The sequence below is a fragment of the Mannheimia varigena genome (assembly GCF_013377235.1).
In the GTDB taxonomy this organism is placed as follows: domain Bacteria; phylum Pseudomonadota; class Gammaproteobacteria; order Enterobacterales; family Pasteurellaceae; genus Mannheimia; species Mannheimia varigena.
In genome coordinates, this window is record NZ_CP016226.1 from 265,162 (window position 1) to 288,238 (window position 23,077).

Annotated in this window: 22 protein-coding genes; 12 read left to right on the forward strand and 10 right to left on the reverse strand. The window is 38.4% G+C overall.

The window, feature by feature from the left end; all coding sequences use genetic code 11:
* Positions 1-110: 110 nt before the first annotated feature.
* The 4 genes from queA to purE form a co-directional block, all read right to left on the reverse strand.
* On the reverse strand, positions 111-1,196 hold the full coding sequence (queA, locus tag A6B40_RS01145) for a tRNA preQ1(34) S-adenosylmethionine ribosyltransferase-isomerase QueA (protein WP_176671308.1): 1,086 nt from the start codon (positions 1,194-1,196) through the stop codon (positions 111-113).
* A gap of 112 nt (positions 1,197-1,308) precedes the next feature.
* Positions 1,309-2,397, reverse strand: coding sequence for a 5-(carboxyamino)imidazole ribonucleotide synthase (purK, locus tag A6B40_RS01150; RefSeq protein ID WP_176671309.1), 1,089 nt, complete (start codon positions 2,395-2,397; stop codon positions 1,309-1,311).
* Between the two features lie 15 nt (positions 2,398-2,412).
* Entirely contained in the window at positions 2,413-3,378 is a 966-nt protein-coding gene (locus tag A6B40_RS01155) for an asparaginase (protein WP_176671310.1), read from the reverse strand.
* 13 nt (positions 3,379-3,391) lie between these two features.
* On the reverse strand, positions 3,392-3,889 hold the full coding sequence (gene purE / locus A6B40_RS01160; protein ID WP_025217257.1) for a 5-(carboxyamino)imidazole ribonucleotide mutase: 498 nt from the start codon (positions 3,887-3,889) through the stop codon (positions 3,392-3,394).
* A 174-nt stretch (positions 3,890-4,063) separates the two neighbouring features.
* Between purE and A6B40_RS01165 the strand changes: the two genes are divergently transcribed.
* From A6B40_RS01165 to A6B40_RS01180, 4 genes are all read left to right on the forward strand, one after another.
* Complete coding sequence (locus A6B40_RS01165; RefSeq protein ID WP_025217258.1) at positions 4,064-4,708, forward strand: glutathione S-transferase N-terminal domain-containing protein; 645 nt, start codon at positions 4,064-4,066, stop codon at positions 4,706-4,708.
* Complete coding sequence (locus A6B40_RS01170; protein ID WP_025217259.1) at positions 4,708-5,112, forward strand: ClpXP protease specificity-enhancing factor; 405 nt, start codon at positions 4,708-4,710, stop codon at positions 5,110-5,112. The genes A6B40_RS01165 and A6B40_RS01170 overlap by 1 nt, the downstream gene beginning before the upstream one ends.
* Before the next feature lie 189 nt (positions 5,113-5,301).
* Complete coding sequence (locus A6B40_RS01175) at positions 5,302-6,261, forward strand: ABC transporter substrate-binding protein (protein ID WP_176671311.1); 960 nt, start codon at positions 5,302-5,304, stop codon at positions 6,259-6,261.
* Positions 6,262-6,382: 121 nt separating this feature from the next.
* On the forward strand, positions 6,383-6,643 hold the full coding sequence (locus A6B40_RS01180; protein WP_025217261.1) for a GlsB/YeaQ/YmgE family stress response membrane protein: 261 nt from the start codon (positions 6,383-6,385) through the stop codon (positions 6,641-6,643).
* 48 nt (positions 6,644-6,691) lie between these two features.
* On the opposite strand, the gene A6B40_RS01185 is transcribed toward A6B40_RS01180, so the two are convergent.
* Positions 6,692-7,582, reverse strand: coding sequence for a LysR family transcriptional regulator (locus A6B40_RS01185; RefSeq protein WP_138316907.1), 891 nt, complete (start codon positions 7,580-7,582; stop codon positions 6,692-6,694).
* A 129-nt stretch (positions 7,583-7,711) separates the two neighbouring features.
* Here A6B40_RS01185 and topA point away from each other — a divergent pair, with 129 nt between their 5' ends.
* Positions 7,712-10,318 carry a type I DNA topoisomerase gene (gene topA, locus A6B40_RS01190; RefSeq protein WP_176671312.1) on the forward strand — a complete coding sequence of 869 codons (2,607 nt, stop codon included), beginning with the start codon at positions 7,712-7,714 and terminating at the stop codon, positions 10,316-10,318.
* Positions 10,319-10,412: 94 nt separating this feature from the next.
* On the opposite strand, the gene A6B40_RS01195 is transcribed toward topA, so the two are convergent.
* Genes A6B40_RS01195 through A6B40_RS01205 form a run of 3 tightly spaced genes read right to left on the reverse strand, consistent with a single transcriptional unit; the run spans position 10,413 to position 13,231 of the window.
* Positions 10,413-11,345: a gluconeogenesis factor YvcK family protein gene (locus A6B40_RS01195; RefSeq protein WP_176671313.1), complete on the reverse strand. Its 933-nt coding sequence runs from the start codon at positions 11,343-11,345 to the stop codon at positions 10,413-10,415.
* A gap of 19 nt (positions 11,346-11,364) precedes the next feature.
* Positions 11,365-12,441, reverse strand: coding sequence for an AI-2E family transporter (locus tag A6B40_RS01200; protein ID WP_025217265.1), 1,077 nt, complete (start codon positions 12,439-12,441; stop codon positions 11,365-11,367).
* Positions 12,442-12,475: 34 nt separating this feature from the next.
* Entirely contained in the window at positions 12,476-13,231 is a 756-nt protein-coding gene (locus A6B40_RS01205; protein WP_176672298.1) for a class I SAM-dependent methyltransferase, read from the reverse strand.
* Between the two features lie 137 nt (positions 13,232-13,368).
* On the opposite strand from A6B40_RS01205, the gene arfA reads away from it, so the two are divergent.
* The gene (gene arfA, locus A6B40_RS01210) at positions 13,369-13,566 is read left to right on the forward strand and encodes an alternative ribosome rescue factor ArfA (RefSeq protein ID WP_176671314.1); all 198 of its coding nucleotides are present in this window, start codon (positions 13,369-13,371) and stop codon (positions 13,564-13,566) included.
* Positions 13,567-13,594: 28 nt separating this feature from the next.
* On the opposite strand, the gene bioD is transcribed toward arfA, so the two are convergent.
* A complete protein-coding gene (gene bioD, locus A6B40_RS01215; protein ID WP_025247675.1) occupies positions 13,595-14,314 on the reverse strand; it encodes a dethiobiotin synthase in 720 nt (239 codons plus the stop codon).
* A 60-nt stretch (positions 14,315-14,374) separates the two neighbouring features.
* Complete coding sequence (locus A6B40_RS01220; protein WP_025217269.1) at positions 14,375-15,562, reverse strand: ROK family protein; 1,188 nt, start codon at positions 15,560-15,562, stop codon at positions 14,375-14,377.
* A 134-nt stretch (positions 15,563-15,696) separates the two neighbouring features.
* Between A6B40_RS01220 and rnd the strand changes: the two genes are divergently transcribed.
* From rnd to tsaB, 6 genes are all read left to right on the forward strand, one after another.
* Positions 15,697-16,821 carry a ribonuclease D gene (gene rnd / locus A6B40_RS01225; RefSeq protein WP_176671315.1) on the forward strand — a complete coding sequence of 375 codons (1,125 nt, stop codon included), beginning with the start codon at positions 15,697-15,699 and terminating at the stop codon, positions 16,819-16,821.
* A gap of 50 nt (positions 16,822-16,871) precedes the next feature.
* Complete coding sequence (gene lrp, locus A6B40_RS01230; protein ID WP_025217271.1) at positions 16,872-17,354, forward strand: leucine-responsive transcriptional regulator Lrp; 483 nt, start codon at positions 16,872-16,874, stop codon at positions 17,352-17,354.
* A gap of 10 nt (positions 17,355-17,364) precedes the next feature.
* Positions 17,365-20,055, forward strand: a complete 2,691-nt coding sequence (locus tag A6B40_RS01235; RefSeq protein WP_176671316.1) for a DNA translocase FtsK — start codon at positions 17,365-17,367, stop codon at positions 20,053-20,055.
* Positions 20,056-20,230: 175 nt separating this feature from the next.
* Positions 20,231-21,070 (forward strand): KPN_02809 family neutral zinc metallopeptidase, encoded by an 840-nt coding sequence (ypfJ, locus tag A6B40_RS01240; protein ID WP_112110935.1) that lies wholly within the window; start codon positions 20,231-20,233, stop codon positions 21,068-21,070.
* A gap of 86 nt (positions 21,071-21,156) precedes the next feature.
* Positions 21,157-22,245, forward strand: a complete 1,089-nt coding sequence (gene aroG / locus A6B40_RS01245; protein ID WP_176671317.1) for a 3-deoxy-7-phosphoheptulonate synthase AroG — start codon at positions 21,157-21,159, stop codon at positions 22,243-22,245.
* Between the two features lie 69 nt (positions 22,246-22,314).
* On the forward strand, positions 22,315-23,007 hold the full coding sequence (gene tsaB, locus A6B40_RS01250) for a tRNA (adenosine(37)-N6)-threonylcarbamoyltransferase complex dimerization subunit type 1 TsaB (RefSeq protein ID WP_176672299.1): 693 nt from the start codon (positions 22,315-22,317) through the stop codon (positions 23,005-23,007).
* Positions 23,008-23,077 lie beyond the last annotated feature (70 nt).

Genomic DNA, 23,077 nt, shown 5'->3' on the forward strand with positions numbered 1-23,077 from the left:
AGAATTACTTATTCTTAGGTAGGATTTAACTGTTTGTTTTTATTAAGAATAATTAATAATAACACTTGAGATGGTATAAAGGTGAGCTTTACTCACCTTTTAGCCCAAGTTTAGGGGAGATCATTTATCGCATTCGGATTTTTATTGATAAACATTGCATCACCATAGCTGAAAAAACGATACTGTTTTTCAACCGCGTGGGCGTAGGCGTTCATTGTATTTTTGTAACCAGCGAAAGCGGAAACTAACATAATCAGCGTAGATTCCGGCAGGTGGAAATTGGTGACTAACGCATCCACCACTTTGAATGTTTTGCCCGGGTAGAGGAAAATGGAGGTGTCCGAGAAAAACGGAGCGATTAGTTTGCCCTCTTTATCTGCAGCTTGGGCGGCACTTTCCACTGAGCGAACAGAGGTTGTTCCTACCGCAATCACTCGCTTGCCATTAGCTTTGGTAGCGAGGATTTTATCCACCACTTCTTGGCTCACTTCCGCATATTCAGCGTGCATTTTATGCTCTTCAATAGTATCTACCCGCACAGGTTGGAATGTGCCGGCTCCAACGTGAAGTGTAACAAACGCAGTCTCTACACCTTTTGCTTTGAGTTTTTCAAGCATTGCATTATCAAAATGCAAACCAGCGGTTGGAGCTGCAACAGCCCCTAATACTTTACTGTAAACGGTTTGATAACGCTCTTGGTCTGTATCTTCATCAGGGCGGTCGATATACGGCGGTAATGGCATATGTCCGGCTTGTTGTAACAAATCGAACAGAGGCTGTTCAGCAGAAAATGCCAGTTCGAATAAGGTGTCGTGGCGAGCCACCATTGTGGCAGTGAAACCGTTGCCTTCGCCCAATTTGTCTTCCCCGAAAATCAGCTCTGCTCCCTCTTTGGGGGCTTTGGAGGCTTTAACGTGAGCCAAACAGCGATGTTCGTCTAATACTCGCTCCACCAAGGCTTCCACTTTGCCGCCACTTGGTTTACGACCATAAAGGCGAGCCGGGATCACTCGGGTGTTATTGAAGATCAAAAGATCGCCCTCATTAATGTGGTCGTATAAATCAACAAATTGTTGATCAGCAAACTTGCCGGTTTCGCCGTTTAAGTGAAGCAGGCGGCTGGCAGAGCGTTCAGCGGTAGGGTAGCGAGCAATCAGCTCATCGGGTAAATCAAAATGGAAATCTGAAACTAACACGGTGATTTTATTCTCTATCTTATAAAAATGGCGGAGATGATAGCATAAAAAAAAGTACAAGTCAGAAACCTGTACTTTTTGAATTTGTAAATTTTTCTCGAAATTTAACCGCTTACTTCAGCTTCGCAATTGCCCAATCCAGCCCCGAATTGAAATCTTCCGTTAAGTTTGGTCTTAGCTGTTCGAGTAAATCAATCAGCACCTTTTTATCTGGGTGAGTGAGGTTGATGTGTCCCACTTTTCTGCCGGCTCGAACGTCCTTTCCGTACCAGTGGAGTTGGCTAAATGGTAGGTTTAGCCATTGGTTTGAGTGTTCAATGCCGATTAAGTTAACCATCACACTTGGGGCGATTTGTTTGAGTTCAGGGGTAGGTAAATCAAGCAATGCTCGCAGGTGTAACTCGAATTGGCTGATAGAACATCCGAGTTGCGTCCAATGTCCGCTGTTGTGAACACGAGGGGCGAGTTCGTTAATCAATAATTTATCGCCCACAATAAAACATTCCATTACCATCACGCCGACATAATCCAACTCTTGCATTACCGCACCGAGCATTTGTTCGGCTTGTTGTTGGTAAATGGCTTGGTTGGGTAAATTCACGTCAGAAACCGAATAACGTAAAATACCGTTTTGCTGTAAATTGTGTGAAATTGGGTAGAAACGGGTTGAGCCGTCACGGAATCTTGCCCCGACTACGGAGATTTCGCCATCAAACGGAATAAATTTTTCTGCAATCACTTCACCGAATAAATCAGGCGTAATTTGGCTGATAGAATCAGCGGTTACAATCCATTGACCTCGTCCGTCATAGCCACCTGTACGGCGTTTTACTACTACTTTTTCACCGATATTTTGGAAAATGTGTTGCCATTGCTCGGCACTTTCTACTAACTGCCACGGTGAAGTCGCAAGATTCAGTTGGTCAAGCAACGATTTTTGAGTGAATCGATCTGCTAAACGCCCAAATACATTTAAATTCACAAAGTTTTTATGATTGCCTAAAAGCTGGGTTAAAGGCGTATCCGCCCAACGTTCAATTTCAGCGGTAATAATACTATTTGGCTCAATATCAAACACAGGAGCGTCAAAAGCAAGTGGTTTCACTTCGATATCAAGCGGTGCACCTGCATAACGCAACATTCTGCCTAATTGACCATTGCCTAATACGTAAACAGGAGGGTAGATAGCACTTTTTTGCATATAATGTTCTCGAATTTAGAAATAATCTGATAGAGGTTTATCTAGTTGTTGATTGAGTAATACCATCAATTTAATGCGGGCTTTTTGTCCGCTTAAACCTTTGGTAAAAATAATGCCTTGCTGCTTGAGCTGCTTTCCACCGCCTACATAATCATACACATCTTGAGTAATGCCGTTGAAAGCACGGGAAACAATAACAACAGGAATATTTGCTTTTACTAAAGCGGCTACACCATCAAGACAGCTTGGGGGCAAATTACCTGCACCGAGTGCCTCAATCACTACGCCATCACAACGACTCTCGGCGAGTTTCTCAAGTAAGAAACTATCCATTCCTGCATAGGCTTTGAGTAATTGAACGTTCGTTTTAGTGAGCTGATTAATAGGAAAACGCTCGTAAGCGGTCAATTTTTGGAAAAAAATTACCGATTCTTTCGTGACCAAGCCACAAGGTCCAAATGTTGGCGTTTGGAAAGTGGCAACATTGGTCGTGTGAGTTTTGGTTACAAATTTTGCATTATGGATTTCATCATTCATTACAACCAGAACGCCTTTATCTCGGCTTTCTTCATTTAGGGCAACTAAAATTGCACTTTGTAGATTGATTAAGCCATCAGCCCCTAATTCATTACTTGAACGCATAGCCCCTGTAATTGCAATTGGCACATTTACATTTAAGGCTAAATCGAGGAAATAAGAGGTTTCTTCTAAGGTATCTGTGCCGTGTGTAATCACAATGCCATCAACATTTTCTTCGTTTACAGCTTTCCCTATACGAGTTTTTAGCTGTTCCCAGTGCTCAATATTGATATGCGGGGAGGGAATATTAAACAAGGATTCTTGTACCAATTTTGCAGGGTGATTTAGGCGTTCTAACGCACTTAATAATGGATTTTCAGCAGAAGGAGAGACTTTGCCGTCTTCTCCTTCTTTCATTGAAATTGTGCCACCTGTGTGGATAATTAATAATTTTTTAGACATTTGTAAAAAGTGATTATTCAGTACGAGGATCTGGGTTATCTAACACCATTTGAGTTTGTGTTTGGCGGAAGTGATGTAATTTTTCCGCAATTTCAGGATTGAAAGCCGCTAAAATTTGTGCCGCTAATAAGCCCGCATTTGCTGCACCCGCCGGGCCTATGGCTAGTGTACCGACAGGAATACCTTTCGGCATCTGTACGATAGAATAAAGGCTATCAACACCACTTAGCATAGAGCTCTTAACAGGTACACCTAGCACAGGCACAATGGTTTTAGCTGCGATCATACCAGGTAAATGAGCTGCACCGCCTGCACCGGCAATAATGACTTTGTAGCCATTCGCTTGTGCATTTTCTGCAAAGGAAAAAAGTTTATCAGGTGTGCGATGAGCAGAAACCACCTCAACATGATAGCTCAAACCAAATCGGTCTAGTATTTGAGTGGCTTCAGACATCGTTGCCCAATCACTTTTTGACCCCATAACAATGGCAATTTCAGCTTTCTTCGACATTTTAGTTCCTTATTCTGATAATGTAAAACGCCGTGATGATACCATATAAAGCAAACGTTTGCTTAGCTATTTGATATAATAAAGCCAAATTTTAGGGCTGTTATCTGTTGGTTAAAATATGATATAATCGACAACCACTTTTATTTTTGTTAAATCTAATCATCGGAGATATAAATGACGAGTAGTATAAATAAACGTTCAGTAATGACGCTTTTTTCGGATAGAAATGATATTTACAGCCATCAAGTGCGTATTGTATTAGCGGAAAAGGGTGTTCCTTATGAAATTGAGAACGTTATGCTAGGTAGTATTTCTGAAGATTTATTAGAATTAAACTCCTATGGCAATATTCCAACTTTAGTTGATCGTGAGTTAGTATTATTTAACCCTCGTATCATTATGGAATATTTAGATGAGCGTTTTCCACATCCACCATTAATGCCTGTTTACCCAGTTTCTCGTGGTCAATGCCGTTTGAACATTTATCGTATCGAACAAGATTGGTATGCTCAAATTGATTTAGTAAATAAAGATCCTGAATCGGCAGAAGGTAAAAAAGCATTAGCACAGCTAAAAGAAGATATTTTAGCATTAGCACCTGTTTTTGCAGCTAAACCTTATTTTATGAGTGATGATTTCAGCCTTGTTGATTGTTACATTGCCCCATTATTATGGCGTATGCAACTATTAGGCGTGAAATTTACGGGTGCGACAGCAAAACCAATTAACACTTATATGACGAGAGTGTTCCAGCGTGATAGTTTTATTCAATCTGTTGGTGGTGAAGCTCCAAAACATTTAATGGATGATAAAGATTAATGAAACCGTTAAGACCTTATCTTTATAATGCTTATTACAACTGGATTATTGATAACGATAACACACCCTATTTATTGGTAAATGCGGAATATCCCGATGTTGATGTGCCGGTTGAATTTGTAAAAGAAGGAAAAATTATTCTAAATATTTCTTCTCGCTCAATTGGGCAATATGTGGCAACCGATGAATACATTGGTTTTAGTGCTCGTTTTCAAGGAATGTTAAGAAATATTCATATTCCTTTTGGTGCAATGGAAGCTATTTACGCTCAAGAAACGGGTGATGGTATTATGTTCCAGGAAGAAGAATATTACAGTGCGGAGAGCTATCAAGTTCGTACTCATATTGAAAAATCTCCAAAGCCAAAAGTGAAAAAAGCATCTAGTTTAAAGCTAGTTAAATAGCATTATCCTCCAAGCTACAAGCGGTTAAATTTAGCTGATAATTTGCAAATATCAGTCAAAATTTGACCGCTTGTTTGTTTCGTAAACAAAAGAATTAAATTCCACTTGCACTCTTTTCTAAAATTGCTTATCTTATTATCACTTTGTACTCTTGTGATAGTACATTAATATATTTATTAAGGAGAACCTATGAAATTCCGTAAAACATTATTTGTTACCTTATTAAGCACTTTATCCGTTGCAGCATTTAGCCAAGATCAAGTGCAGAATGTTGCAATTACAGCTATTGTTGATCATCCAGCTTTAGACTTAATTCGTAAAGGTGTAGTTGAAGAGTTAGAAAGAGAAGGTTTCGTTGATGGTAAAAATATTAAAATCAACTATCAATCAGCACAGGGTAGTACGGCAACTGCTGCACAGATAGCACGTAAATTTGTAGGTGATAAAGCTGATATTATCATTCCGATTACGACGCCCTCTGCACAACCAGTGGTTGCGGCAACGCGTTCTATTCCGATTGTATTCTCAGGTGTAACAGATCCAATTGCCGCAAAATTAGTAAAATCATGGGGGCCGACAGAGACAAATATAACAGGAATTTCAGACCATAAACCAATTGCACCACAAGTAAAGTTAATTCAAACGTTAGTACCTGAATTAAAATCAGTAGGTTATGTTTATAGTGCGGGTGAAGTGAACTCTACAATTGTATTGGAAGAATTAAAAGAAGAAGCAAAAAAACAAGGAATTAATGTTGTTCCTGTTGCAGTTCAGCGTAGTGCAGATATTGGTACAGCTGCTCGCAGCTTAAATGGTAAAGTGCAAGCTATTTATATTTCAGAAGACAATGGTGTTGTGTCTGCCTATGAAGCTTTGCATAAAGCAGCATTAGAAGCAAAAATCCCTGTAATTGCAGCAGATTGTAATACTGTTTCTCGTGGCGCTATCGCTGCTTATGCGGTAAATCAATATGATATTGGTGTTGCAACAGGTAAAAGTGCAGCTCGTGTATTAAGAGGTGAAAAAGCTGGCTCAATTCCAACTCAAGAAGTCAGCAAATTAGAATTATCTATTAATACTAAAACAGCAAAAGAGTTAGGCATTAATGTTGCAGAAAATTTATTGAAAGAAGCAAAAGAAACTTTTTAGTTTAAGTTAAATAAATGTTGCTTTTTCTGCATTTAATATAGTAGAGTTAAGAAAGTAGGTCGTCATACCTACTGACTTAATACCATAAATAAAATCATTAACTAATAAAACGGAGTATGTTATGGGATGGATCGCAGCAATTATCGTTGGTGCTATTATCGGTTGGTTAGCATCAATAGTGATGAAAAGTGAAGGTGGACTTTGTAAAAATATCATTGTAGGTATTGTTGGTTCATCTCTAGGTCGTTGGTTATTTGGCGACGTGTTAGGCATTGGCTCTGCATATAAAGCAGGAGATTTCAACATAGTTGGTATTTTCTTTGGTGTATTAGGTGCAGCACTGTTAATTTTTATCTTAAGAAAACTGAACATTTTTGATTAAAAACAATCCATAAAAAACAAGCAGTTATTTAAATAATTGCTTGTTTTTTTATATATAATCTCTTTGTTCCTGCATAAGCTGCGAGAAAAACTCAATTAAAACTCTGATTTTAGGAGAAAGATAACGGCGATTAGGGTAGAGTAGGCTGATTTGTAGTGAGTCTTGCTTTAAGAATGGCATAATTGGCACTAGCTCTCTATTTTTGAGTTCTTCTTTTATCAAAAACTTAGGGATATTGATAATCCCCAACCCTGCTTTTGCCATTTGTACTAACGCATAGCCATTATTACTATAAATTTTTCCCTCAGGCTTAATACTATTTTTTTGCCCTTGCTGAGTGAATTGCCATTGTGGGTGATATTCATAAAGCAAACAGCCTCGTTTACTGAGTTCTTCTAAACTTTTAGGCTCGCCATTTCGGGTTAAATAGTCAGGTGAAGCAACTAGCATTAAGTGCGAATCAGCAATTTTTTTTGCCACAATAGAGCTATCAGCTAGGCTACCGATACGCAAGACTAGATCGAAGCCTTCAGCAATTACGTCAACCCGCCTATCGCTAAATTCGATATGAAGTTCCAAATTAGGATAACTTTCCATAAATTTCCCTAAATAAGGAGCAATAAAGCGAGAACCAAAATCCATTGGTACAGACATTGTGATTTTACCTTGCAAGGTTGAGCTAATATTACTCACACTTGCTTCAGCATCTTTCAATTCGTTTAAAATAGGCAAACAACGATGGTAATAGAGCAATCCTGCTTCCGTAGGGGTGATTCTTCGAGTAGTACGTTGCAGTAAACGTACATTCAGATGTTCTTCTAATTGTGCAACTAATTTACTCGCCATTGGCAATGATATTTGGGCTTGTTGTGCGGCTTGAGTAAAACTTTGGGTTTCAACTACTTTGCAAAATAGACTGATTGCGTTTAGTTTGTCCATTTTCTCTCTTCTTTATGTTGTAATTTCTGTTAAGGCTTGCTATCGTAAAAATAGTATATTGAAAAATCAATTAAAAAAGAAATAATTTCAAGATAATCTGAATAATTATTAAAAATTAGGTAATAAACTATGGGAAAATCACTCGTTATTGTGGAGTCTCCAGCTAAGGCGAAAAAAATTAATCAATATCTCGGTAGCGACTATGTTGTGAAATCCAGTGTAGGGCATATCCGTGATTTACCGAAAAGCGGCAGTGATGAAAAAACGGAAAAAGCAAAGCCGATTTCAACTAAAGGGTTGAGTGTAACAGAAAAAGCAAAAGTAAAGGCAGAAAAAGAACGTACAGCTTTAGTGAAACGTATGGGAATCGATCCATACAACGGCTGGAAAGCGAACTATCAGATTATGCCTGATAAAGAAAAAGTAGTATCTGAATTAAAATCACTGGCGAAGAAAGCAGACCATATCTATCTGGCAACCGACTTGGATAGAGAAGGGGAAGCGATTGCGTGGCATTTGCGTGAGATCATTGGGGGTGATGATAGCCGCTTTAGCCGAGTGGTCTTTAATGAAATTACCAAAGATGCAATTAAAAAGGCATTTGAAGATCCGCAGCCGCTAAATATTGACCGTGTTAATTCTCAACAAACTCGCCGCTTTTTAGACAGAGTGGTAGGCTTTATGGTATCGCCATTACTGTGGAAAAAAGTTGCTCGTGGCTTATCCGCAGGGCGTGTGCAATCTGTCGCGGTGAAATTATTAGTTGAGCGAGAGCGTGAAATTAAAGCTTTCCAAAGTGAAGAATTTTGGACCATTTTAGCCAATACGCAAATTAATCGTAAAAAATTACCGCTTGAATTGGCGGCTTACAAAGGTAAAAAATTCTCAGCGAAAAATGAAGAAGATGCGAATGTTGCGGTTCAAGCATTAGAAAAAAGTGATTTTATTGTTTCTAATATTGAAGCAAAAGAGACCAGTTCTCGAGCATCTGCTCCATTCATTACTTCATCGTTACAACGTACCGCAAGCACACGTTTAGGCTTTGGGGTAAAGAAAACAATGATGTTGGCTCAACGTTTGTATGAAGCGGGTTATATTACCTATATGCGTACCGACTCTACAAACTTAAGCCGTGAAGCTCTGGCGATGGCTCGTGGTTATATTGAAGATAACTTTGGGGCAAATTATTTGCCAGAGAAAGCCAATGTGTATCGCAGTAAAGATAATGCACAAGAAGCCCACGAAGCCATTCGACCATCTGATGTGAATGTAAAAATGGCTGATTTAAAAGGTATGGATAAAGACGCTGAACGTTTATATGACTTAATTTGGCGTCGTTTCTTAGCTTGCCAGATGTTGCCTGCACGCTACGATTCTACTTCATTAACTGTTCGTGCCGGAGATTATGAATTAAAAGCGAGCGGACGTGTAATGCGTTTTGATGGTTGGACGAAAGTATTGCCGGTACAAGGGAAAAATCCTGAAGATCAAGAATTACCGGCAGTAGAACTTCATCAAAAACTCAAACTTGATGAAGTCGTGCCAAGCCAGCACTTTACCAAACCGCCTGCACGTTTTAATGAGGCTTCATTAGTTACAGAGCTTGAAGAGCGTAAAATTGGTCGCCCTTCAACTTATGCTTCAATTATTTCGACCATTCAAGAGCGTGGCTATGTTCGCACTGAAAACAAACGTTTTTATGTGGAAAAAATCGGTGAGGTAGTTACCGATCGTTTAAATGAATCTTTTAAAGATTTAATGAATTACGACTTTACTGCCAATATGGAAGAAGTTTTAGACCAAATTGCAGAAGGTAATAAAAACTGGAAAGATGAATTAAATACATTCTTTAAGCATTTTTCTGAAGAGCTAACCCAAGCGGAATTAGATGAGCTTGAAGGAGGGATGAAGCCAAACAGCATTGTGCCGACAGATATTGATTGTCCGACTTGTGGCAGAAAAATGGCTATCCGTACCGCTTCTACAGGGGTTTTCTTAGGTTGTACAGGCTATGCGTTACCACCAAAAGAGCGCTGTAAAACTACGATGAATTTAATTCCGGAAGCAGAGTTGTTAAATGTACTGGATTCTGATTCAGAAGCTAAAGCATTAATGGCTCGTAAGCGTTGCCCGAAATGTGATTCTGCGATGGATAGTTATGTAATTGACGCAGAACGTAAATTACACGTTTGCGGAAACAATCCAAACTGCGATGGTTATATTGTGGAACAAGGCTCATTCAAAATTAAAGGTTATGATGGGCCTGTTGTAGAATGCGATAAATGTGGTGCGGATATGCACCTAAAATTAGGTCGTTTCGGCAAATATATGGGCTGTACGAATTGCGATAACACTCGCAAAATTTTGAAAAATGGTGAGGTGGCTCCGCCAAAAGAAGATCCGATTGCCTTCCCTGAACTTAAATGCGAAAAAGCCGATGCTTATTTTGTATTGCGTGACGGAGCAAGCGGTGTCTTTATGTCGGCACACAATTTCCCGAAAGTGCGTGAAAGCCGAGCCCCGAAAGTGGCAGAATTAGCTAAATATCGTGATCGCCTTCCGGAGAAATTACAATATCTTGCTGATGCTCCACAACAAGATCCTGAAGGAAACGAGACGATTATTCGCTTTAGCCGTAAAGAAAAACGCCAATATGTAACCTCAGATAAAAACGGTAAGGCAACTAAATGGATTGTTGATTACGTTGATGGTAAGTGGGTAGAGCGCTCAAAATAATCATTAATTAAACCTACAAGCGGTTAAATTTCTTTTATATTTTGCAAATTGCAAAAAACTAGAAAAATTTAACCGCTTGTTTTTTGGGATTTAATTATAGATTTTGAATAAGTTCATCAATGGTTTTGCTTAATTTATGGCGGTCGTGGCGATAATAAACATCATCAGCCGATAAGTTTTTACGCAGCGTTTGAATATGCGATGGAAGTTCTGATTGCTCATCATCAGTTGTAATCACACCGTTTATGCGAGATTGCCCGATACAGTTCTCAATCCATTCAACTCGCTGGTTAAGTGATAAATTCCCGGCAGGTCCGTGTTCTTGCCCGATGTTATCAATAAAAATGACTCTAGCTTGGCTTTGACTAATAGCTTGAGCAATATCCGAAACCAGCAAATTCGGCATAATACTGGTAAAAAAACTGCCCGGACCGAGTAGTATTAACTCTGCTTCTTGAATAACAGAAATCGCTTCTGGTGTACCTGATACAGGTGTATCTAGCTCTAAATGATGAGGTATTTCGGTCAGTGCATCAATTTGCACTTCGCCGAAAACTTTTGTGCCACATTGTAACTCTGCAATTAAATGAACAGGTGTTTCCGACATCGGAATAAGCTTTGATCTGACGTGTAGCAAATCTCGTACAAGGTTAATTCCATCAAGCGGTCTAATTTGCATATTTTCGAGGGCGGTAAGAATAAGATTACCGAGGTTGTGTCCGCTTAGTTCGCCAGTTCCACCGAAACGATATTCAAAAAGGCGAGAGGCCACTGTAGGTTTTACAATGATTTGACTCAAACAGTTGCGTAAATCCCCCCAAGCAATCACTCCTTGTTGAGAGCGAATACGCCCTGTTGATCCTCCGTTGTCAGTAGTTGCAACAATACCTGTAAGCCGTTCTTTTAAAAATGGTAAGGCAGAGAGTAATCGCCCTAAACCGTGCCCCCCACCTAAAGCGACAACGGCATTTAGTTGGTTAAGATGATGATGGCGAGCTGGCTTTTGCAAGAGTTCTTGAGTATCCATTCTTTATAATAAAAGCTACTTATTTCTCTAAAATAATTGCGTCTGTATGGCTAGATGGAATGGCTTGAACTACGGCTTTAACCAAGGTTGCTAATGGAATAGCAAAAAATACGCCCCAGAAGCCCCATAATCCACCAAAAATCAGTACGGCAATAATGATAGTGAGGGGGTGTAAATTAACTGCCTCAGAAAATAGATACGGTACAAGTAAGTTTCCATCTAGTAATTGACTGATAATAAAGGCAAGCATTAAGTAATAAAAATCAGGCGATAAACCAAATTGGAACAAAGCAACCAACATTACCGGAATGCTGACTAATACAGCACCAATGTAAGGAATTAATACTGAAATCCCTACTGCAACAGAAAGTAGTAATGGATAGCGTAAATCAAAAAAGAGGAAAATAATGTAGGTTATAACCCCAACAATAATAATTTCCAAAAACTTACCACGAATATAGTTAGCAATTTGCTGTTGCATTTCAAACCATACTCGGGTCGCCAAGCGGCGGTTTTGTGGTAATACTTTACTAAATGAACGCATTAACACCAATTTGTCTTTCAATAAGAAAAATACCATTAACGGTACTAGGAATGTATAAATACCTAATCCAACCAAACTAATAATAGAGTTAATAGAAAGCGTTAGAAGCGATTCTCCCATACTCAAAATATTACTTTTTGCGGTATTCATAATTGAATCAACGGTAGCGTAATCCACTAATTCCGGGTAATGTTCAGGCAGCCCTAGCACCCAAGCATTGAGCAAGTTGAACATAGATGGCAAATCTTGGATAAAGGTTACTGCTTGATTCCATAATGTTGGCAGTAATACCACGCCTAAGAATGAGAGCAGAGCAATAAAACTACCTAAGATTAAAATAACACTTAGTGTTCTAGGTAATCTTAATTTAACCGTTAAAAAGCGAGTTGGCCATTCCAGCAAATAGGCAAATACAAGGGCGACTAATAGCGGCATTAATACATCGCTGAAAAAATAAATAATGCCGAATCCAATTAATAGAATGCTAAATAGGACAACTATTTGTGGGTCGGTAAATTTTCTTTGATACCACTCTCGCAACATTTGAAACATATATTTTGTATTGCCTTTTTAACTAACTAGAAAATTATTTTTGACTACAAACTGCAACAAAGCCTAACTTTTGATCAGGATCGTTGAAAATTTTATACATTTTATTAAACGTTTCACGATTTTCTGGCTTTAACGCATTACCAACTACTTTCATAGCCCCTAACACACCTTCATCGTGAATTAAACCTTTCGGAGAGAGTAGAGACATTTCACCTGAAAAAGTTTCCACGTTTCTAAAGCCGCAATGGTGGAATAACGCTTTCCAATCCGGCTTTGTAAGTGGCAATACTGTAATATTAATTGCATCACGTAGCTCTGCTAATAACTCATCAGAATTTTCGGTATTGAGCATAATATCGTGCGTAAGTAAAAAACCGTTCGGCTTTAACACACGAAGATATTCACGAATTGCTTTTTCTTTGGCTTCTTGTGGAAGCATTGTTAGCATAGCTTCGTTAATCACAATATCAAAACTTTCATCTTCAAATGGCAGTTTTACCGCATTCGCTTTTTGTACTTGAACTAAATGTTCAACCTCTTGCTCTTTAATGTTTTCACGGGCTTTTTCAAGAGCTTCTTCATCTAAATCAATACCAATAATTTGGCACTTAAACTGCTTCGCCAGTTGAATAGCGGTTGTTCCCATATTACAAGCAACTTCTAATACTTTTTTGTCTTTTGAAAAATCACCGTTTCCAATTAACCAATCTGTTGCCAGTTTACCGCCTGGACGTAAACGAGTTTTACCTAAGCGAGCTAAAAAATGATGTCCAACTTCTTTTTTCATAATAAAACCTCTGAATTTGCAAAATAATCTGAAAATATGACCGCTTGCATTGAAATTTTAACAATTATACCCAATTTTTATATATAACGGCAGATGAATTTGACAGAATATTGCTTACTTTTTATGAAGAGGAAATGAGTATGAATAAACAAAATAATGGTTACCTCCATCAGCGAGGTAAAATCAAAGAGATCGTGGTAAAAGCGTTAGTAACAGATCCGCTTTTTCAGCATAAAGTTGAAAAGAATCGTAAAGGAAAAGGCAGTTACCGTAGACATGAAAAGCATAAAAATGCGGTTTATCACAAAAATGAGACCCCATTTAAAAACGTTCAGTAGAATCTTGTTAAATGGGGTTTATTGAGTGTTATTTGCTGAAATAGTCAAATAATGGAGTTGGATTTTGCAGATAAGATGAAAGCTGTTTTCGCTCAGGGTGCCCCATATAAGGAATTTGCCCTAATAATGGTGCATTAATTTTTTGCGTAAGCAACTCAATTAATTCGTGATAATGGCGTAAACCTGGATTAACACGGTTTGCCACCCAGCCAATCAACCTCCCCCCACGTTGCAAAATTTCATTTGCGGTGAGTAGTGCGTGATTAACACAACCCTCTTTAATACCAACAACTAACACAACAGGCATATTATTTTGGATTACCCAATCAGCAAAGCTATAATCCTTATTAATAGGTGTAAGCCAACCATAAGTACCTTCAACTACCACATTTGGATATTGTTCTTCCAAGCGAGATAAATCACTATTCAATTTTTCTAACTGAATATGGTGAACAGCATCTAGGGCTGCAAATATAGGTGTGCTGGAATGGATAAACGTGTAACTGTTAATATCTCGATAACAGACTTCTTTTGGGCAACTGTCTAAAATAGTTAATACATCCGGGTTATCTTCCGTTGCATAATCATACTGAGTTGGCTCGGTCGGTAAGGAATCATCGCCACCGCACGCAATCGGTTTATAACCCACTACAGAGAAATTGTGCTCAGTAAGTGTTTGGATAATCGCTCGGGTAACGACCGTTTTACCAACATTTGTATCTGTGCCAGTAATAAATAATGAGGGCATTACAAATTCCTTTAACAATTTAACAAAAAATTCACGCCCTGTAGTTTAACTAAGAAAAGATTAATTTATACTGTCCTTGATCAAATTTCCGTCATAAATTCCCTGTTTTATTGCAGAACAAGCAATTAATGGGCTATTCCAATCGTATTGGCTAGTTACTAAATCAATGTTTAGATCTTGTTGTAATAAATTTTTCTGTAATTTTACTGAAAGTTGGCTAAATAGTGGCTCCTTTACCTGAAGTAGTGGTGAGTTAAACATAATTTTCTCACTAGAGAAAATATTGGCTAAGTTCATCAAAGCATAAGCTAGATTATCAGTAATATGATCTAAGATGCTTAATGCAATAGTTTGATTTTCCTCTATTTTTTGGCAAAGCAAATTGATTTTTTGTTCTGGTGTTGTTAAATCATTCGGTAAATATTTATCAATTAATTGCACAATAGCAGGGAAGGTAACTTGATTAATTAATTTATAACGATCAATGGCATCTAATTCAGGAAATGTTTCATCACTTAATTGGCTGAATTTAGGCATATGCATATTATCCACATTCATTTTTGACTGCTTATGAAGCAAATTTCCGCTTAGTAGTACACTCACGTTTACTGTATCGTCTAATTCAATGAAGATCACATTGTTTTGGCTGATTAAAGAGCCTACAGTCGATTCTGCCAACAACCACAATTGAAAATGTTCGCTTAATAAAATTGGGCAATCAAATAATGGTGTTAGTTTTGGTGTAATGTGGCAAAGAATAGTGTGATTACCCAATTGCGTAATGCTCTCTTTTTCGGCATCAATTTTACCTACCACACTCACAGAAACCGCAAGCAACTGTTCTTTGTCTATTGTGTAAACTTGTTGGAAATTGTCAATAAATTTCAATATATTATCGTCTAATTGAGCATAATGCTGCGGTGAGATTGTATAATCTTGCTTATGAATCTGCTTACCATTTAATTGGCAGAGCGAAATTTCAACCTTATGTGGTGAAACTGTTACGCATAATAATTGCCAAAAGAAGTTTGAAACTGCTAAGCCAATAGAAGGGCGACCACGTGATAGCGTATTTTGTACGGCTCTTTCTAAAATAAAATGATTGTCTATCAATATTTTAGTTAGATTTGTTACTGAGGCTGGTGCTAAGTCTGATAGCTTAGCTAAATCAGTTCTTGAAATTAATTCAAATTGCTCAATTAAACGGTAAATTTTACCTAAATGTAAGGCTTTGTTATCAGAAAACATTTAAAAAATCCTTTTTATCATTATGATGGCGGCAATTATTTTTTGATCTGAAAAAAATAACAATCTTTTTTTGTTTATAATGAGAAGCAGATCACAAATTATTTTATGCTTTGAAAAAATTACGGAAAACGACTATGACATCTTTAATTTGCTATAACTGGATCGATACAAACGAACAACTAGCAGCAGTATGCGAAAAGGCTAAAAAAGCAAATGCCGTAGCACTAGACACGGAATTTATCCGTACTCGTACTTATTATCCGATATTAGGTTTAATTCAGTTATATGATGGTAAACAAGTTAGCTTAATTGATCCGACTACAATTTCCGATTTTTCGCCTTTTGTCTCACTATTAGCAGATAAAAATACTGTGAAAGTACTACACGCCTGTAGTGAAGACTTAGAAGCTTTTGAACATCAATTCAAACAATTACCAGAACCGATGCTTGATACCCAAATTATGGCAGGTTTTGCAGGCATTGGGATATCAATGGGCTTTGCGAAATTGGTCTCTCATTATTTAGAAGTTGAGCTTGATAAAGGTGCTTCTCGTACTGATTGGCTTGCCCGACCTTTAACCAATGAGCAGTTGCAATATGCTGCTGCAGATGTCTGGTATTTATTGCCGATTTACGAAAAACTATCTGGCGTATTAGAAAAGAGCAACTGGCTAAATGCAGTTAAAGAAGAGTGTGAGACAATATCTGCTAAAATTAAACGAAGTGAAGATAAAACCAAAGCCTATAAAAACATTGCAAATGCGTGGCGATTAAATCAGCAAGAATTAGCTATCTTACAAGCGTTAGCTAAATGGCGGATTGATGAAGCAGAAAAACGTGATCTTGCGTTAAATTTTGTGGTTAAAGAAGCCAATTTATTTCAAATAGCAAAAATACAACCAAAACATACGTCTCAATTATTAGAATTTATGCACCCTAACGAAGTGAGAATTCACGGCAAAAAAATCCTCTGGTTAGTCGAACAGGGTAAGGCGGTTCAGCCTGAGTTTTATCCAAAACTGATCAAACGTGTAATCGATGAGAAAGGCTACAAGTATAATATGCAGTTAATGCTGCAAAAATTAGCTGAAATTCGACCGCTTGATCTTGCCCCAGAGTTGGTTGCAAGTAAACGCCAATTAAACCAACTATTTAAGTGGTTCATTGATGGCAGATCACAAGAAAAAATGCCCGAGTTGTTAATGGGTTGGCGTAAATCCTTCGGCGAACAGCTATTATCAGTTTTATTGCAAAATTAATTAGGATTATTTCTGTTTATCACAGTATAATTGCCTAAAAAGGAGTGAATATGGAACATAAAAAACTACCTAAAGCACTAGATGCTATTGATCTAAAAATCTTAAACGAGCTACAACGTAACGGGAAAATCTCAAATATTGAATTATCAAAACGTGTAGGACTTTCGCCAACACCTTGTTTAGAGCGAGTAAAACGCCTTGAAAAAAATAACGTGATTACAGGATACAAAGCATTATTAAACCCAGAGTTGTTAGATGCCCCTTTATTAGTTATTGTGGAAATTACTCTTGTGCGTGGTAAGCCTGATGTATTTGAGGAATTTAATAAGGCGATTCAGCAACTAGAGGAAATTCAAGAATGCCATTTAGTGTCTGGAGATTTCGATTATTTATTAAAAACCCGTGTAGCAGATATGGCAGCGTATCGTAAATTACTCGGTACAACTTTATTACGTTTACCAGGTGTGAATGACACCCGAACTTATGTGGTAATGGAAGAAGTGAAACAAACCAACTATTTGTTGTTAAAGTAAGGAGAATTGAGTGATTGAGCAACTCAAACCCCATCTAAAAGGTAAAGAAACGTTAATCAAGGCCGCGCTTATATTAGCCTGTCTGCTTGGTATTTATTTACTGATTGCATGGGCAAGTTATAGTCCATTAGACAACGTGTGGACAGCTGCCAGCACACTTACCCAAACGACTTTAAATAAAGCGGGAAGCTTTGGTGCTTGGAGCATTGATATGCTTTACGCTATGTTTGGTAAAGTAGCTGTATTAGTGCCTTTTGCACTAATTATCTCATCAATTTATGTATTAGGAATAGGCTTGAGTTCAGAGATGAAATGGAAAACTGTCTTCTTACGCTTAATCAGTTTTCTATTATTGATGGTTGGGCTTGCAGGTTTGTTTAGTGTACTTTTCTCCAACTCTGCTTATTATCTTTCTGGCGGATTTATTGGTGGAATTTGGCAATCTGTACTTTCTGAAACTTTAGGGCAATTTGGTGCATTGCTTATTGCGATGATTTTTACAGTAGCAGGTTTGTATTTCTGTTCAGCTCAATCGTTATTACCTATTTTATCTCAATTTTATGATTGGTTGATGGCAAAAACAGAAGATCGTAAATCTGACGAAGCCTCGCACGATTTGCAAAATTCGGAGCAAAATCAACCGCTTGCAATAGAACAAGAAACAATTGTTGATGTAAAGGAAGATGAACAGCCACAATTTACAGATATTTCAGCATTTAAACGCCCAAATATCAGTGGTTTAAGACAATCTGCTGCAGAAACAATTAGTCATAGTGAGATGTATGATATTGAGCGAGATTTAGACTTGCCAACTATTAATATCAATACTCAAGTTGAAACTGCTAATGAAATTGTTGAGGAAGTGATAGTTCAAACAGATTATCGCCCCCAACACATTACAAATGAAGTCCAAATGCCGGTAATTAGGCTAAATACAGCTGTTGAAACAGTAGTTGAAAATGAATTAGAAGAAGAGCCAGTTACACCATTTACAAATACAGTCCAGAATGAAGTTATTATTCCTTATATTCAAGTTGAACAGCGTATTGAGGAAGAAGATAAAGAAACGTTCGAGGAAGAAATTGATGATGTGCGTGAAATTACGCCTGAGTTTATGGTAATACCGCCGAAAGCAATGAAAGAGGCTACAGAGCAACCAAGTTACCCAAAAGGTTATGGCGATACTTTAATTCACCCACTTTTACAACGAAAAGTAACCACTGAAAAACCAACAACACCACTGCCAACATTGGACTTGTTAGATAAAGCCCCAATGCAAACACAGCAAATTACTGAGCAAGAAATTCGTGATACTTCTGTGCGTTTAGAGGCAGAATTAGCTAATTTTGGTGTGAAAGCCACAGTGGAAGATGTGTTAGTTGGCCCTGTAGTTACGCGTTATGAAATTCAGCCTGCAGCGGGGGTTAAAGCTTCAAAAATTACAAACTTAGCCAGTGATATTGCGCGAGGGTTAATGTTTAAGGCTATTCGTATTACTGAAGTTATTCCAAATAAACCTTATATGGGAATTGAAACACCAAACAAACACCGTGAAACTGTGTGGTTGCGTGATGTATTAGATAGCAATGAATTCCGCAACACAACGGCAACCTTACCAATGGCGTTAGGTAAAGATATTAGTGGTGAGCCTGTTGTCGTGGATATGGCGAAAATGCCACATTTATTAGTTGCAGGGCAAACAGGTGGCGGTAAATCGGTTGGGGTTAATACAATGATTTTAAGCCTCTTGTTTAAGCTAACGCCAGAGCAAGTTCGCTTTATTATGATTGACCCGAAAGTGGTGGAGCTTTCCATTTATAATGATATTCCGCATTTATTAACGCCGGTAGTAACCGATATGAAAAAAGCAGCGAATGCGTTACGCTGGGCTGTGGAAGAAATGGAGCGTCGCTATATTTTAGTGAGCCATTTACAGGTACGTAATATTGAAGGCTACAATGCTAAAATTGATCAAGCAACGGCAATGAACTTGCCAATTCCTGATCCAACGTGGCGACCGGGTGATTCAATGGACAGTTTACCTCCGCCACTACAAAAATTAAGCTATATTGTTTTAATTGTTGATGAGTTTGCCGATTTGATGATGTCTGCCGGCAAAGAAGTGGAAGAGTACATTATGCGAATTGCACAAAAAGCAAGGGCCGTAGGTATTCATTTAATTCTTGCTACCCAACGTCCATCAACGGATGTAATTACCGGTGTAATTAAAGCAAACATTCCGAGCCGAATTGCCTTTACGGTGGCGAGCCAAATTGATTCAAGAACGATTTTAGACTCCGGTGGTGCTGAAGCCTTATTAGGACGAGGTGATATGTTGTACTCTGGGGCGGGAAGTCCGGATATTATTCGTGTGCACGGGGCATTTATGAAAGATGAAGAAGTACAACGTGTAGCAGATAACTGGCGTGCAAGAGGGAAACCGAATTATCTGGAAAGCATTGTGGAATCGAAATCAGATGATAATGACGCTAAAAATGATAATGCGGGAGGGGATTTAGACCCACTCTTTGATGAAGTAGTTGAGTATGTAGTTGAAACAGGTTCTGTTTCTATTAGTAATATTCAACGCCGATTCTCACTGGGCTTTAACCGAGCTGCGAGAATTGTCGATCAAATGGAAGCTCAAGGCATTGTGTCTGAACCGGGTAAAGGCGGAAAACGAGAAGTGCTTGCAAGATAAGCTTTAATTAGAAATACAAGCGGTTAGATTTCATCAAAAATTTACAACGTTGGTAAATTTTGACAAAGATCTAACCGCTTGTTTTTATTTAAGCTAAATTAATCGTAGTATAAAGAGTACCTTTGAGCTAAAATCAACCTAATTTTTAATTTTCGTTTATGGATTGGAGAAGATTATGCGATTAGGTGGGTTAAGACGTAGTAAAAATGTGGAAGACAGACGTGAAAGTGGTTCAGGAAGAGTGTCTGTTGGACGAGGTAAAGGGGGCATTCTTACCTTTATTATCGTGCTAGTCGGTGCTTATTATGGTGTGGACTTAAGCGGTTTAATGGGCGGTCAAGAAAGCTACCAACAAACATCATCAAAGTTAGAAAGTTCTGAAGAAGCACATTTAGAAGATTTATCCTCTAAGGTATTAGCTAGCACAGAGGATATTTGGAGTGCGTACTTCAAACAAAATGGTCTAACTTATAAAGAGCCAACTTTAGTACTTTATCGTGGTGCAACTCAAACGGCTTGCGGCACAGGTCAATCGGCAATGGGACCGTTCTATTGCCCTGTGGATCAAAAAGTATATATCGATTTATCATTCTATGACGATATGCGTAAAAGACTGAGAGCATCGGGCGAATTTGCTTTCTCTTATGTGATTGCACACGAAGTAGGACACCACGTTCAGAATTTATTAGGAATTACAGGTAAAACTCAGCGTGAACAGATGAGAGCTAAGTCTAAAGCGGTGGCAAATCAGATCTCAGTCAATGTAGAATTGCAAGCAGACTGCTTTGCTGGCGTTTGGGGGCATCAACTTGCTCAACAAAATAGATTAGAACAACGTGATATTGAAGATGCCTTTAATGCTGCTCAAGCGGTAGGTGATGACAGATTACAACAGCAAAGTCGAGGTTATGTTGTGCCAGATAGTTTTACGCACGGTTCATCGGCCCAGCGTTTAGAATGGTTCAAAAAGGGTTTAACCGCAGGTAATCCATCAGTTTGTAATACTTTTAATTAAAAAAATTAATTAAATTATTTGAAATTCTTTTATTGCTGTACTACTATAATAGTACGGTCTTATTTTTTATTTAGAGAGTGAAAGCAATGGCTTATACAGATGCTAAAAATGATGATGTTAGAATCACAAATATTGAAGAATTATTACCCCCAGTTGCATTATTAGAACGCTATCCTGCTAGCGATGTAGCAGCAGAAACTGTTGAACAAACTCGTAAAGCAATCCATAAAATTTTACACGGAGCTGATGATCGTTTGTTAGTGGTAATTGGACCTTGCTCAATCCATGACCCAAAGGCGGCATTAGAATACGCACAAAAAATTAAAGAAATGCGTGCAAATCCTATCATTAACCAAAATTTAGAAGTAGTAATGCGTGTATATTTTGAAAAGCCACGTACAACAGTAGGTTGGAAAGGATTAATTAACGATCCATACTTAAATGAAACTTACGCACTAAATGATGGTTTGCGTATTGCTCGTAAAGTATTATCAGACATCAATGATTTAACCGTACCAACAGCGGGTGAATTCTTAGATATGATCACGCCACAATATATGGCGGACTTTATGAGCTGGGGAGCGATTGGTGCAAGAACTACAGAGTCTCAAGTTCATCGTGAGCTTGCTTCTGGTTTATCTTGTGCGGTTGGTTTTAAAAACGGCACAAATGGTGGTGTAAAAATTGCATTAGACGCAATTTCTTCAGCGAAATCGCCTCACCACTTCTTATCTGTTACTAAATTTGGACACTCTGCAATTGTAACCACTGCCGGCAACCCAGATTGCCATATCATTTTGCGTGGTGGTGATAAAGGTACTAATTATGATGCAGAATCTGTTGCGGAAGCTTGTGCGGCTATCGAAAAAGCAGGTAATCGTCCGCACGTGATGGTGGATTTCAGCCACGCCAACAGCCAAAAACAGTTCAAACGTCAAATGGACGTGTGTGCTGATGTTTGCAACCAAATTGCTGGCGGTTCAGATTTCATTTCAGGTGTAATGATTGAAAGTCACTTAGTAGAGGGCAGACAAGATTTGGTCGAGGGTAAAGGCTTAGAAGCTCTCGTTTACGGCCAGAGTATTACTGATGCTTGTATCGGCTGGGAAGATAGCGAAAAATCCCTATTTGCTTTAGCCCAAGCGGTGGAACAACGCCGTAAAAATCGTCCGTAAAATTTCAATTTTCAGCTAATTTTTATATAATGGCGTACGTTTAAACGTATGCCTTTTATTTTTAGAGAAATTATGACAACAATTCTTGCTTTAGATACCGCGACAGAAGCCTGTTCGGTTGCGTTACTGCATAATGGGAAAATTTCTACCCTTGATGAAATTAGCCCTCGCTCCCACACACAACGTATTTTGCCAATGGTTGATGAATTACTTACGCAGGCAAATATTCAGATCAAAGACGTTAATTATTTAGTATTCGGGCGTGGTCCGGGCAGTTTTACGGGGGTTAGAGTAGGCGTAAGTGTTGCTCAAGGCTTAGCAATGGGAGCAAACTTGCCTGTAGTGGCTGTCTCTAATCTAAAAGCAATGGCAGAAGAAGCCTACCAAAAACTCGGAGCGGAAAAGGTGATTGCCTTAATTGATGCCCGAATGAACGAGGTCTATTTCGCCCAATTTGAGCGAAATGGCGAACAGTGGAATGAAGTGGTCGTAGAGCAGGTCTGTTCGCCAGAAAAAGCGATTAGCCAATTCCAAATCAGCGAAAATATGATAGTTGTCGGCACAGGCTGGGCGGCGTATTCGCAATTTTCCGAGCAAAATCTACCGCTTGTGGTGAGTGAGATTACGTTACCTTCGGCGGAATATATGCTTTCTATTGCGGAAGTTGAAATCCAAAACAGTAACACGCAATCGGCGTTAGAAATTGAGCCGGTTTATTTGCGTAACGAAGTAACGTGGGAAAAATTGCCGAATAAGCGGTAAATAAACAAGCGGTTAAATTCATTCCACTTTTTGCAAATGTTGAAAAGAATTTAACCGCTTGCATTGTTCG